Source organism: Echinicola shivajiensis, assembly GCF_018642165.1.
GTDB classification, from domain to species: Bacteria; Bacteroidota; Bacteroidia; order Cytophagales; family Cyclobacteriaceae; genus Echinicola; species Echinicola shivajiensis.
In genome coordinates, this window is sequence record NZ_JAHHZM010000017.1 from 1 (window position 1) to 12,913 (window position 12,913).

Here is a 12,913-nt window from a genome sequence, read left to right on the forward strand (position 1 = left end):
AGTCTTTAAAAGCTACATTTAAGTCTTGTTTTTTCACACCTCAAAATATCCATTTTGAGTTAAACAGGAAAGGCTAGCCGAGATATCAGCTAGCCTTTTAAACTATCTACTTTTGAGACAGCCTCTTTTCTATTTTTAATCCAATGGATTCAACCCCTTTGAGCTCTTTACTTCTCATATATTGGATCAGTTGGACTTTTAGAGGCATCTGCTCATCCATGTTTTTGAGAGATAAGGTATCCAATTGGGTATAGGCATTTCCAAATCCTTCTCCCAAAGGTTTACCTGTCTTTGGGTCAAAAAGGTTGATGTCCAATAATTGATTCTCCAAAAGACTATCCAGACTATCTTTGAGGATATATCTGACATAGATATTATAATAATCGTAGCTGTCATTATACTTGATCCTCAAGGTTGACCTGAGGTTTTTTGCAGCTCCAGCAGGTACCTCAAAAGTTAAGGTATCATTGACTGGCCAAGTATATCCAGAAAGACCTTGATGTTCTTCATAGACCCTATTGGTATCGCAGGAAAATATTCCAGAGGTCAATAATCCTAATATAATAAAAGGGAGAAACGAAGGTTTCTTATTCATTGTTCTTAGGACCTTTGTTTTGATTGTTTCTGTTATTTTTTCTCCTAGGGGCATTTTTCTTTCTGTTGCCTCTAGGTTTTTGAGCAGAACCCGTTGTGTCTTTGCCTTCATTTTTAGGACTTGCTGCAGCAGGTTTTGGATTAGCTTTGTTTTGAGCTGCTCCTTTTGGTTCATTCCTTCTCTTGGCTTGACCTTGTGCCTGTCCATCTTTTTGACCCTGGCCCTGATTATTCCTTCTACTGTTTCGGCCTCTAGGAGGTCCCTGCTTTTCAGCTGTATTGGCAGGTTTGTTGCCTTCTCCTTGTTTGGCTGCTTGGTTTGTATTAGGACCTTTTGGTTTGGGTTTGCGTCTTTTCTTCTTCTTGGTTTTGCTTTTGAACTTTTGATCTAGCATTTCCAGATCCATATTGGATTTATTGCGATCATCGTCGATGTCCATCATATCGTCCATTTCAAGGCTAAATGGTTTTTTGCCTTGCTCGTTCATTTCTATGATTTCCTGTACACGTTCACAATCAATGGAATGCCAGTTGTTCTCATTATTATAACTGAACCACATCAGTTTCCTAAAGATATCAGTCTTTTGGAGTTTGGCTTGGCCAGCTTCTGTCAATAATGGTTTTTCAATATTGGGAATATCTTCTAAGGCGGACATATAAGTGTCCAGCTCATAATTCAGGCAGCATTTGAGCCTCCCGCATTGCCCCGAAAGTTTAGTGGGATTGAGAGAAAGATTTTGATATCTGGCTGCTGAGGTACTTACGCTTTTGAACTCGTGTATCCAGGTAGAGCAACATAACTCTCTACCGCACACACCAATTCCTCCAAGTCTACCAGCTTCCTGACGGAGACTGATTTGCCTCATCTCAACCCTGATTTTGAATTCAGAGGCCAATAGTTTGATCAATTCCCTAAAGTCCACTCGATCATCTGCTGAGTAATAAAAAGTGGCTTTTGAATTGTCTGCCTGAAATTCCACATCAGACAATTTCATCTCCAGTTTTATCTCATCAATGATCTGTTTGGTTCGATAAAGGGTGGGAACTTCACGGTTTTTTGCTTCTTCCCATTTTTCAAGGTCTTTTTGGTTTGCAAGTCTATAAATCTTGAGGATATTATCATCATTTTTGATTTTTCTTTTTTGCATTTGCAAGCGAACAAGTTCACCCTGCAAAGAAACATATCCTATATGATGCCCATTGGGTACATCCAATACCACTGGGTCACCAGTGGTTAATTTGAGATGATTGACATTGCGGTAGTAATCCTTTCTTCCCCCCTTGAATTTGATCTCAACTATATCGAAATTATCAATTGTTGGTATTCCCATATGGGATAACCAATCAAATGAATTCATTTTATTACAATCGCTCGTACCACAAGTGCCATTGTTTTGACACCCTCCGCTTCCTGAAGTGGTAGAGCAGCTACTACATCCTGCCATAAAGCTAGCTATTATTTAGGGAGACTGAAGATAGTCTCCTCGTGAATAGGTTATGGTATCATTTACCATAATTTAAAATGTCTTGACCGATATCTTTTCGGAAATAGACATCTTTCCAGGTGATTTCATTGACCCTGGAATAGGCATTCGAAAGTGCTTCTTCTACACTGTTTCCTTTGCCGGTAATCCCCATTACTCTTCCTCCATTAGTTACTACATCCCCCTCCTCATTATTGGTGGTTCCTGCATGGAAAGTAATGCTGTGGCCATTCTCTATTTCAAGGCCGCTGATTTTATCTCCTTTGGGGTAGCTGCCAGGGTAACCGCCAGCCACCATCACCACTGTAGTAGCAGTGAAGTCTTCCAATGCCAGCTCATACTCGGCTAGTTTTCCAGTTCCAATGGCATATAGTAAGTCTACAAAATCACTCTTGATTCTTGGAAGAACAGCCTGGGTTTCTGGGTCACCCATTCTTACATTATATTCAATTACATTGGGCTCTCCATTGGTGTTCATCAATCCAATAAAGATGAATCCTTTGTAATCAATGTTTTCCTTTTCAAGGCCTGCGATGGTGGGTTTAATTACCTTTTCCTCTACCTTCTGCATGAATGCATCATCTGCAAATGGCACTGGGCTAACTGCGCCCATCCCACCTGTATTCAATCCTGTATCCTTTTCACCAATACGTTTATAATCTTTGGCTTCGGGAAGGATTTTATAGCTTTTTCCATCTGTAGCTACAAATACAGATAGCTCGATTCCTGTAAGGAATTCTTCAATGACTACCATATCAGATGCGGCTCCAAATTTGCTCTCAAGCAACATTTCCTTGAAGGAGTTCTCTGCATCTTCTAGGGTTTCACAAATCAAAACACCTTTGCCCGCTGCAAGCCCGTCAGCTTTTAAAACGATTGGTAGGCTTTGTGATTTCAAATATTGCAATCCTACTTCAACGGTTTCTTTAGTGAAGGTTGCTGAAGCAGCAGTGGGGACATTGTTCCGCTGCATAAATTGTTTTGAGAAATCTTTACTTCCCTCTAGGGTAGCCCCCAATTTTTTAGGCCCCACAACAGGGATGTTCTTGGTTTCTTCCTGATCGGCAAAATAATCTGCTACACCTTTTACCAAAGGTTCTTCAGGTCCAACAACGATCATTTCGATATTGTTGGATAAAACAAATTCTTTAAGAGCTGGGAAGTCTGTTATGCTCAAGTCAACGTTATTGGCTATAGCTGCTGTTCCTGCATTTCCAGGGGCTACGAATAATTGGTCACACTTTGGGCTGTTAACAATCTTATAAGCAAAGGCATGTTCTCTGCCTCCGCTTCCTAATAATAATATGTTCATGAAATTTAATCTATTTTAATTGGCATGGTCTGAAATAAACTTGATTCTGTACACTCGAATTTCCTCTTCGCCGAAGTCTTCGTCCTCAAGTTCGTGCAATGCCTCTCTGATATTGTCTGTTTCTGCATTCATGAAATAGTCGTGAAGGGTGTCTTCACGGTCTTCATCCATGATATTATTTATATAATAATTGATATTTAATTTTGTGCCACTATAAATTATTTGTTCTATTTCCTGCAATAATTCCGTCATTCCAATGTTTAGGTTGGAAGCGATTTCATCGAGGTCCACCTTCCTGTCTACTTGTTGGATAATGGATATTTTTACTTTGGACCTGGTTCCGGCAGTTTTGACCACTACATCAGAAGCAGTAATGATTTCATTCTCCTCAACATAATTTTCGATGAGTTTCAGGAATGGAGCTCCAAATTTAGCGACTTTTCCCATACCAACCCCATTAATTTGCGCGAGTTCTTCACGGGTGGTTGGATAAACGGTGGCCATCTCTTCCAAAGAAGGGTCTTGAAAGATCACATAGGGAGGAAGTCCTTTTGATTTAGCGACTCTTTTTCTTTCAACTTTTAGAAGTTCAAAGAGTTTTTCATCATAGGCTTTTTTGGCATTATTGAATTCATCAGATTCCTCGTTTTCAATCATTTCCTCAAAGTCATGATCCTTACTCAGGGTAACTGCATGAGGGTTTTTGAGGAAATCTTCACTTATTGGAGAAAGCTTAATAACGCCATAATTTTCAATGTCCTTTTCGAGGAAATGAAGGATCATTGCCTGTCTAATTACTGATTTCCAATGTCGCTCATCCTTGTCCTTGCCTTGTCCGAACACAGAGAGGCCATCATGTTTATAGCTTTCCATGTATTCGTTTTGCTCTCCTTGGATGACTTTGACGACGTGATCAAGATTAAAACGTTGGTTGGTTTCCTTTACGGCTTCAATAGCAATCTGGATATCTTTCTGTCCATCAAAAGAATCTTTCTTTTTCTTACAGTTGTCACAATAGCCACAATCTTCATTGAGGCTTTCACCAAAATAATGGAGCAGAACTCTCCTTCGGCAAACAGAACTCTCAGCATAGGCAGCCATTTCTTGCAGAAGCACTTTGGCATTTTCCCTTTCGTTGACAGGCTTGTCTTTATTGAATTTTTCTAACTTAAGGATATCGTCAAATTTATAGAACATGAGGCAGTGGCCTTCCAATCCGTCTCTTCCTGCCCTACCTGTTTCTTGGTAATAGCCTTCAAGTGATTTAGGAACATCATAATGGATGACATAGCGTACATCAGGTTTGTCAATCCCCATTCCAAAAGCAATGGTAGCTACAACCACCTCAATTTCTTCATTAAGGAAATCGTCCTGGTTTTTTACCCTAGTGGCAGCTTCCAGTCCTGCATGGTAAGGAACAGCATTGATGCCATTGACTTTAAGAAGCTCGGCAATTTCCTGTACCTTTTTCCTGCTCAGGCAATAGATGATGCCGGATTTCCCTTTATGGGACTTGACATATTTGATGAGTTGCTTTTTGGTCTCTGTCTTGACCTTTGGACGGACTTCATAAAACAGATTGGTTCTATTAAATGAAGACTTGAAAAGGTCAGCCTCTTCCATGTTTAGGTTCCGTTGGATGTCCTGCTGGACCTTGGGAGTAGCTGTAGCGGTTAGGGCAATGATAGGAAGGTTTTCTCCAATCTGACCGATAATTGATTTTATTTTTCGGTATTCCGGCCTGAAATCATGCCCCCATTCCGAAATACAGTGTGCCTCATCAATAGCTACAAAGCTGAGTTTGGCTGATTTCAGAAATTCTATATTATCTTCCTTAGTGAGGGACTCAGGTGCTACATATAGCAGCTTGGTATCACCACTTAGGACTTGGTTTTTGACTCGGTTAGTTTCAGATTTACTAAGTGTTGAATTGAGGAAATGGGCATTTATTCCAAAAGCATTCAACTGATCCACCTGATTTTTCATCAAAGCGATCAATGGAGAAATGACTATGGCTGTTCCCTCACTTGTTACCGCAGGAAGCTGATAACAAAGCGATTTTCCCGCCCCAGTGGGCATGATGACAAAGGTATTGTTACCTTGAGAAATATTGTCAACGATTGCTTCTTGGTTTCCTCTGAATTGGTTGAAGCCAAAAATTTTCTTGAGGTTCTCTTTAATTTTTATATCCACTCCATTCTGTCTTTTTAATGATTTGCCGAATGCTTTTCATTAAATATTTAAAGTAAATAATTTTACCTTTGTACAAATTTAATAATAACCTCGGTAAAATTGAATATAATAAAAAATATTAAAAACAGTGCCATTCATGTCCTCAAAACAGAGGCAGAAGCAGTTCAAAATTTGATCAATCAAATTGATGATGAATTTGAAGCCTGTGTAAATGAAATATTGAATTCAAGGGGACGAGTGGTTATTACCGGGGTTGGAAAAAGTGCTATCGTTGCTACCAAAATTGTGGCTACATTGAACTCCACGGGTACACCGGCATTATTTATGCATGCGGCTGATGCTATTCATGGAGATTTAGGTATGATACAAAAGGAAGATTTTGTAATTTGTATTTCCAAAAGTGGCAATACTCCTGAAGTGAAAGTTTTGGTACCCATGCTCAAAAAGATGGGGTCTAAGCTTGCTGCATTGGTCAGTAACAAGGAAAGTTATCTGGCTAAGCATGCGGATTTTGTGTTGGATGCCACGATTGAAAATGAAGCCTGCCCTCTTAATTTAGCTCCTACCACAAGTACCACTGCCCATATGGCGCTTGGTGATGCATTAGCTGTCTGTTTGCTGGAGGCAAAGGGTTTTGGAAGTGAAGACTTTGCAAAGTTCCATCCAGGAGGCTCATTAGGTAAGCAACTTTATCTTACAGTAGACGATTTGGTGGTTAAGGATGCACTTCCTCTCGTTTCAGAAAATGATGACTTAGCCAAGGTGATTTTAGAGATTAGCGGAAAAAGGCTTGGTGCAACTGCTGTCCAAAATGAAGTGGGAGAGTTGGTAGGAATTGTGACAGATGGGGACTTGAGAAGGATGCTGGAGCATAAGCAGGATCTGTCGAAAGTTAAGGCGGTGGATATTATGACCAAAGGGCCTAAGACCATAGAGCTTGGTGAATATGCCATTCGAGCCCTGAATAAGATGAAAGAATACAACATAACCCAACTGGTCGTTATGGATAATGAGAAGATTGTAGGTTTTATCCATATCCATGACTTGATGAAAGAGGGGATTGTTTAAAACGAATCATGCAAAAACAACCATATATTGTAGTACTCGCTGGAGGAATAGGATCCAAATTTTGGCCATATAGCAGAAATAATTATCCGAAACAATTTTTGGACATTTTAGGCACTGGAAGAACCTTGCTCCAAATGACTTTTGATCGGTTTGTGAAATTATCAGACCCTAAACATTTTTTGGTCGTCACCAATCAAATGTATGTTGATATTGTAAAGGAGCAGCTTCCTGAAATTGCAGAAAGCCAAATTCTTGCAGAGCCACTTAGAAGGAATACAGCAACTTGTGTTGCTTATGCTAGCTATAGAGTCCACAGTGAAGATCCAAATGCAAGGGTGATTTTGACTCCTTCAGATCATTTGATTTTGGATGAAATGGCTTTTCAGAGAAAAATCAAGCAGGGTTTAAAAGAAGCTGAGAGTCATCACAGGTTAATTGCTATTGGCATTGAACCTAATCGGCCAGAGACAGGGTACGGTTATATACAGTATAAAGAAAACCCTAGTGGAGGAGCTTTGAAAAAGGTGAAGACATTTACTGAAAAGCCCAATGAAAAACTGGCAGAAACCTTTTTGGAAAGTGGTGATTTCCTTTGGAATAGCGGCATGTTTGTCTGGAAAAATTCCTCTATAATTCAGGCATTCGAAAAGCTGATGCCAGAGGTAGCAGAGGTCTTTGAAGAAGGACATAATTTTTATGGCACAGAGAAGGAATATGATTTTGTGAAGAAAGCTTATTCTTTGGTGAAAAATGTTTCTTTGGATTACGGAATCATGGAAAAATCAGAGGACGTATATGTGCTTAAAAGTAGCTTTGGATGGTCTGATTTGGGCTCATGGATGAGTGTCCATCAGATAAAAGAAAGAGACGCTGATAATAATGTGGTTGATGCCAATGCGGTGCTTTATGATACTACCAATAGTTATATCAAGGTTTCCCCTAAAAAACTGGTAGTTGTCCATGGTTTGGACAATTACCTTATTAATGAAACTGAAAATGTTATTCTTATTTGTAAACTAGACGCTGAGAAAAAATTCAAGGAATTTGTCTCTGATGCCAAAAACAAAGGCGAGGATTTTATTTAAGATTTAAGTAGGGCTGGTGTTTATCTGTCCAAACTATATAAAAAGGATTAACCCAAAGAACAATTTGTCTTTAGGTTAATCCTTTTGATTTTTTAACAAGATCTTAGATAAAAAAATGGTGTTAAAAGCTCATACTGTTTATCAAGGGATGGATTAATGCTTAAGCTCCAAGAACCTCATATGGAATTAACATTCTAGTTTTTTATTCAATATTGAGCTGATGCATTTTTTTTGACCAACCTGATTACTGGTTTGTGTCGAATGGGGAAATTACAGCTGTTGGCTATAAAGCAATGCTTTCTTGCTTCTTCATGTAATTGCATAGCTTTTGTTTTCATGGCTTCAGTTTCAACAGTTACTACTGGGTAAAGTACAACTTCGTTGAATTGTCCAGAGCCGTTTTTGTTTTCATGCATGATGCCTTCTGCATGGTCCTCGTAAGCAACCACACTTACTCCTGCTTCTGCACAAAGATGAAGATACCACAACATATGGCAGGAGGATATGCTCGCTAAAAACATTTCTTCAGGGTTGTGGCGGTTTTTGTCTCCCCTAAAACTGGGATCGGCACTTCCAAGCAAGTGGGGCTTTCCTTCAGTAATAATTTCAAAATTTCTTTGGTAGGCAAGATAGCCACGAGTACCCATACCGGAATTTCCGGTCCACTCTAAAACGGTTTGGTAATGATGGAATTTTGACATGTGAATAAGATAGAAAAAATAGCTTGAATTTTCTACCAACGTGAAGTGCTTATCAGAAAAATCTCAAAAAAATAATAAAAAACCCAAGCCTAGTTTATGTAGTGGCTTGGGTTAGAAATGGATTTTTTTGGATCAATTATAGATCGAATTCTACCTCAAATTTCTTTGCAAGTTCTTTAAGGTCGTTTTCAACTGGCTTTAAAAGTGGGATGCCGTTTTTAATTCTTTCTTTTTCAAGTTCCCTTTCCGGGTCTCCAGGAATTAAAACCTTCTTGTTGCCAGGTGTTGTTTGGGCCTCTCGGAACCGGCCAATCCAGTTGTCCATATGGTCTTTAAATTCATCGGCAGGTCTGAAAGCATCCACTCTCATGGCTCCGAAGAAATGACCAATTCCCTCTCCAACGGGGTTTGGGTCAGGTTGTAAGAATGCTACAAAAGGTGGTACCCATGGACCATAATTGGCTCCAGATAGCACGGCAGAGAAAATATCAACGATAGAGCCCAGCGCATAACCTTTGTGTGAGCCATGTTCTCTGTCCCCTCCCAAAGGAAGCAAAGCTCCTCCTTCTTTTACTCCATATGGATTTGTCGTTGGATTGCCTTCTTTATCTTGGATCCAACCAGAAGGTGCTTCTTCCTCTTTTCTTTGTAAAATTTCCAATTTCCCATTAGCAGCGGTTGTGGTAGCCATGTCAGCCACAAATGCTGGCTGCTTGTTGGCAGGGATAGCTACAGCAATAGGATTGGTCCCCAATAGTCTTTCTTTGGAGAATGTAGGGCTAACCAATGGGCTGGCATTGGTCATGGACATGCCTATCATGTCGTTCTTTAGGGCTTGCATGGCGTGATAGCCAGCGATTCCATAGTGGTTTGAGTTTTTGACTGAAACCCAACCTGTTCCTGCATTTTTTGCTTTCTCAATAGCCACATTCATGGCATAGGGAGCTACTACTAAACCAAGACCTCCATCTCCATCTACGACCGCTGTGCTGGGGCTTTCATGGACGATCTTAATATTTGGCTTGGTGTTTATCCTTCCTGCTTCCCAAAGTCTCACATAGCCCGAAAGACGTGCTACGCCATGTGAATCTACTCCTCTAAGGTCAGCTGATAGTAAAACTTCTGTGGCAGTTTGGGCATCCTCCTCTGGACAACCCATTTTGATGAAAATACTTTTGGTAAAGGCAAATAGCCCTTCAAAGTTAAAGTTCATACTGGTTTTTATTTGAAGGTCTGTGACTCGCTTGTCTATTTTAAAATTTATGATTTGGCGCTTTCCATATCTGTACAAGGCAGCATTTCATTTTTGTTGATCAGTCTGGAAATTACACCTTCCTTTAAAGCGTAATTGGAGCAAACAAGTTCAGATGCATCGACATATTGTAAGATAAATTCTATCAAACAGGAAGCTACCACTATCATGTCCACTCTCATGGGGATCATGCCAGGGATTTGAAGTCTTTCTTCTTTGTTTAGTGTGACCAGCTTTTGGGCCAGTATTTCGAATTCTGCTCTTGGGAGGTGAAAGACACTTTGCCCTTGGATCTTTGAAAGCTTTGAAGAAGCGTAGTACATGTCGGTAAGGGTGTCAAAAGTACCAGATGCTCCTACGAGTCTCTTGGGTTTGTACTTTTCTAAGACAGTGATTAGATCAACTAATTTCTCCTTAAGGTATTGGGTGAGTTTGACGACTTCCTCACCAAGTATAGGATCATGATAATGGAACAGGTCTAGCAGTCTTTGCCCTCCGATTTCGAAGCTTTGTTTCCACAATGCTTCATTTTCATTGCCAATGATAAATTCTACAGAACCACCTCCGATATCCATCATAAGGCTGTTTTCGGCATTAAGGGATCCGCTAAAATTTATGCCGTCATAAATCAGCTGGGCTTCCTGTGCGCCATCAATGACATTGACTCTAATATCAACTTGTTCCTTGATATATTTTACAAATTGGCTTCCATTTCGGGCATTACGGACAGCGCTAGTAGCAAAAGCATAAACCTTTTGGATATCATTTTTATCGATCAGCTTTCTGAAATGAGTTAGGGTATCAAGCGCTCTTTTTTCAGCATCAGGGTGGATATTGTTTTCACTGATTCCTTGTTGCCCAATTTTCACTGGAACTTTTTCCTTGTATATGGTTTTAAAACCGCCTTGGTCAAATTCTACCAACAACAAATGGAATGTGTTGGTGCCCATATCAATGATTGCTGCCTTTGCATCTGTCATAATGCCCTTCTTTTAGTTGTGCGAATATAAAAAGTTTATTTAAAAAGCTTAGTGATTGTAGGACTTTATGAAAGAAAGAGGGTAAATGACTTTTAAAGTAAAGAGAATTATTCTATTGGGATAATGAAGGGTAAAATTTCATCGCTATGGCCCTGCTGATTATATTTGGTTGTAGCTACTAAAGATAAACCCATGAAAAGTTCAACTAAAGGAGTGTATACCCTTCCCGGGAATCAAGAAAAATTGGATTTGCTAAAAAAGAAAAATGAGGAAGCACTTCAAGGGGGAGGGAAAGACCGCATAGCAACTCAGCATAAAAAGGGCAAGTTGACTGCTAGGGAAAGGGTGAATTTATTGATTGATGAGGGGACTTTTCAGGAGATTGATAAATTCAAAATGCACCGCTGTAAGGACTTTGGTTTAGATAAGGAATATTATCTGGGTGATGGGGTGATTACAGGTTATGGAGAAGTTAATGGAAGGCTGGTTTATGTGTTTTCTCAAGATTTCACGGTTTTTGGAGGGTCCTTGTCTGAAACACATGCTGAGAAAATTTGCAAAATAATGGATATGGCCATGAAAAATGGAGCTCCTGTAATCGGATTGAATGATTCTGGAGGGGCAAGAATTCAAGAGGGGGTGAGTTCTTTGGGCGGTTATGCGGATATTTTTTATAGAAATACCTTGGCTTCTGGAGTGATTCCACAGATTTCTGCTATTATGGGGCCCTGTGCTGGTGGGGCCGTTTATTCTCCTGCCATAACAGATTTTATCATGATGGTGGAGGAAACATCTTATATGTTTGTGACAGGTCCAAATGTGGTGAAGACTGTGACCCAGGAAAATGTCACCGCTGAGGAATTAGGAGGTGCCAGTGCCCATAGCGTAAAAAGTGGGGTGACTCATTTTGCCTGTGCAAATGAGGTGGATTGTATAAGAAATATAAAGAGCCTGTTAAGTTACATTCCCCAGAACTGTGAAGATAATGCGCCAGTTTATCCTTATGAGATTAAAAAGGATGAGACCAGAAAGCTATTGGATGACATTGTGCCAGAAAACCCTAACCATCCGTATGACATGCGTGAAGTGGTCAGGGGAATAGTTGACGAGGATAGTTTTTTGGAAGTGCATAAAAACTATGCGGATAATATGGTGGTGGGGTTTGCTCGGATAGCAGGAAGGAGTATTGGTATAGTGGGCAATCAGCCACAATCTCTGGCAGGAGTTTTGGATAATCATGCATCCATAAAAGCAGCTAGATTTGTTCGCTTTTGTGATTGCTTTAATGTGCCTTTGTTGGTATTGGTAGATGTTCCTGGTTTTTTACCTGGCACGGATCAAGAATGGAATGGGATAATCTCCAATGGGGCAAAGCTCCTATATGCTTTTTCTGAAGCAACTGTGCCGCGTATTACTGTGATAACCCGGAAAGCTTACGGTGGTGCATATGATGTGATGAATTCCAAGCATATTGGAGCAGATCTGAATTTTGCTTGGCCAACTGCTGAAATTGCAGTGATGGGGGCAAAGGGTGCTGCTGAGATTATTTTTAAAAAGGAAATTGCCAATGCGGAAAATCCTGAGGAAAAGCTCCAAGAAAAAATAGATGAATATACCCGTAAATTTGCCAATCCATATAGAGCTGCGCATAGGGGTTATGTGGATGAGGTAATATTGCCCTCAAATACCAGGATAAAACTTATAAATGGCTTTAAAATGTTGGAAAACAAAGTGGATGTATTGCCCAAAAAGAAGCATGGTAATATTCCATTATAAAAGAAATGTTAAAGCATCGGAGATGGGTTTATTGTAGTTTTTTTACAGATTTCAATTTATGAATAGTTTTGAGGAACTCGAAGTATGGGAAAAAGCTAGGGACTTGAGGGTTTTTGTTTCTAGTGTGATAGGTGATTTCCCAATTGAAGAGAAGTTTATGCTGGTTAGTCAGGTTAAAAAATCTTCGAGGTCCATAGGTAGTAATATTGCAGAGGGCTTTGGAAGGTTTCATTATCAGGAGAATATCCAATTTTGTAGACAAGCTAGAGGATCTCTTTTTGAAACATTGGATCATATGATTGTCGCTTTTGATGAAGGTTTTATTACCATAGAGAACCTAAATGATTATAGGGAGTACCATTCTGAATGTCTGAAACTTTTAAATGGGCATATTTCTTATTTAAAAAAAGGCAGAAATTTGTAAGAAATTCACCTGGTTAAAGTCACAGATAGGGATTTTAAATAGTG

11 protein-coding genes are annotated in these 12,913 nt (G+C 39.7%); 4 read left to right on the forward strand and 7 right to left on the reverse strand.

The window, feature by feature from the left end:
* Positions 1 to 106 precede the first annotated feature (106 nt).
* Genes KMW37_RS19355 through recQ form a run of 4 tightly spaced genes read right to left on the reverse strand, consistent with a single transcriptional unit; the run spans position 107 to position 5,583 of the window.
* The gene (locus tag KMW37_RS19355; protein WP_215226291.1) at positions 107 to 595 is read right to left on the reverse strand and encodes a gliding motility lipoprotein GldH; all 489 of its coding nucleotides are present in this window, start codon (positions 593 to 595) and stop codon (positions 107 to 109) included.
* Positions 588 to 2,039 (reverse strand): PSP1 domain-containing protein, encoded by a 1,452-nt coding sequence (locus KMW37_RS19360; protein ID WP_215226292.1) that lies wholly within the window; start codon positions 2,037 to 2,039, stop codon positions 588 to 590. Before KMW37_RS19360 ends, KMW37_RS19355 begins: the two co-directional genes overlap by 8 nt.
* Before the next feature lie 58 nt (positions 2,040 to 2,097).
* On the reverse strand, positions 2,098 to 3,390 hold the full coding sequence (purD, locus tag KMW37_RS19365) for a phosphoribosylamine--glycine ligase (RefSeq protein WP_215226293.1): 1,293 nt from the start codon (positions 3,388 to 3,390) through the stop codon (positions 2,098 to 2,100).
* 15 nt (positions 3,391 to 3,405) lie between these two features.
* Entirely contained in the window at positions 3,406 to 5,583 is a 2,178-nt protein-coding gene (gene recQ / locus KMW37_RS19370; protein ID WP_215226294.1) for a DNA helicase RecQ, read from the reverse strand.
* A gap of 99 nt (positions 5,584 to 5,682) precedes the next feature.
* Here recQ and KMW37_RS19375 point away from each other — a divergent pair, with 99 nt between their 5' ends.
* Positions 5,683 to 6,651, forward strand: a complete 969-nt coding sequence (locus KMW37_RS19375) for a KpsF/GutQ family sugar-phosphate isomerase (protein WP_215226295.1) — start codon at positions 5,683 to 5,685, stop codon at positions 6,649 to 6,651.
* 8 nt (positions 6,652 to 6,659) lie between these two features.
* Positions 6,660 to 7,736: a mannose-1-phosphate guanylyltransferase gene (locus KMW37_RS19380; protein WP_215226296.1), complete on the forward strand. Its 1,077-nt coding sequence runs from the start codon at positions 6,660 to 6,662 to the stop codon at positions 7,734 to 7,736.
* 206 nt (positions 7,737 to 7,942) lie between these two features.
* Here the strand turns inward: KMW37_RS19380 and KMW37_RS19385 are convergent, their stop codons facing one another.
* The 3 genes from KMW37_RS19385 to KMW37_RS19395 form a co-directional block, all read right to left on the reverse strand.
* A complete protein-coding gene (locus KMW37_RS19385; RefSeq protein ID WP_215226297.1) occupies positions 7,943 to 8,437 on the reverse strand; it encodes an OsmC family protein in 495 nt (164 codons plus the stop codon).
* A gap of 136 nt (positions 8,438 to 8,573) precedes the next feature.
* Positions 8,574 to 9,650 carry an Ldh family oxidoreductase gene (locus tag KMW37_RS19390; RefSeq protein WP_215226298.1) on the reverse strand — a complete coding sequence of 359 codons (1,077 nt, stop codon included), beginning with the start codon at positions 9,648 to 9,650 and terminating at the stop codon, positions 8,574 to 8,576.
* Positions 9,651 to 9,697: 47 nt separating this feature from the next.
* A complete protein-coding gene (locus tag KMW37_RS19395) occupies positions 9,698 to 10,669 on the reverse strand; it encodes a Ppx/GppA phosphatase family protein (protein WP_215226299.1) in 972 nt (323 codons plus the stop codon).
* Between the two features lie 192 nt (positions 10,670 to 10,861).
* Between KMW37_RS19395 and KMW37_RS19400 the strand changes: the two genes are divergently transcribed.
* Entirely contained in the window at positions 10,862 to 12,445 is a 1,584-nt protein-coding gene (locus KMW37_RS19400) for an acyl-CoA carboxylase subunit beta (RefSeq protein ID WP_215226300.1), read from the forward strand.
* A gap of 58 nt (positions 12,446 to 12,503) precedes the next feature.
* Positions 12,504 to 12,869, forward strand: a complete 366-nt coding sequence (locus tag KMW37_RS19405; RefSeq protein ID WP_215226301.1) for a four helix bundle protein — start codon at positions 12,504 to 12,506, stop codon at positions 12,867 to 12,869.
* The last annotated feature ends 44 nt before the right edge of the window (positions 12,870 to 12,913 follow it).

Coding starts and splice junctions, on each gene's coding strand:
- KMW37_RS19360 (WP_215226292.1), bottom strand. CDS start 2,039: ATGGCAGGATGTAGTAGCTGCTCTACCACTTCAGGAAGCGGAGGGTGT.
- KMW37_RS19380 (WP_215226296.1), top strand. CDS start 6,660: ATGCAAAAACAACCATATATTGTAGTACTCGCTGGAGGAATAGGATCC.
- KMW37_RS19385 (WP_215226297.1), bottom strand. CDS start 8,437: ATGTCAAAATTCCATCATTACCAAACCGTTTTAGAGTGGACCGGAAAT.
- KMW37_RS19355 (WP_215226291.1), bottom strand. CDS start 595: ATGAATAAGAAACCTTCGTTTCTCCCTTTTATTATATTAGGATTATTG.
- KMW37_RS19390 (WP_215226298.1), bottom strand. CDS start 9,650: ATGAACTTTAACTTTGAAGGGCTATTTGCCTTTACCAAAAGTATTTTC.
- purD (WP_215226293.1), bottom strand. CDS start 3,390: ATGAACATATTATTATTAGGAAGCGGAGGCAGAGAACATGCCTTTGCT.
- KMW37_RS19400 (WP_215226300.1), top strand. CDS start 10,862: ATGAAAAGTTCAACTAAAGGAGTGTATACCCTTCCCGGGAATCAAGAA.
- KMW37_RS19395 (WP_215226299.1), bottom strand. CDS start 10,669: ATGACAGATGCAAAGGCAGCAATCATTGATATGGGCACCAACACATTC.
- KMW37_RS19405 (WP_215226301.1), top strand. CDS start 12,504: ATGAATAGTTTTGAGGAACTCGAAGTATGGGAAAAAGCTAGGGACTTG.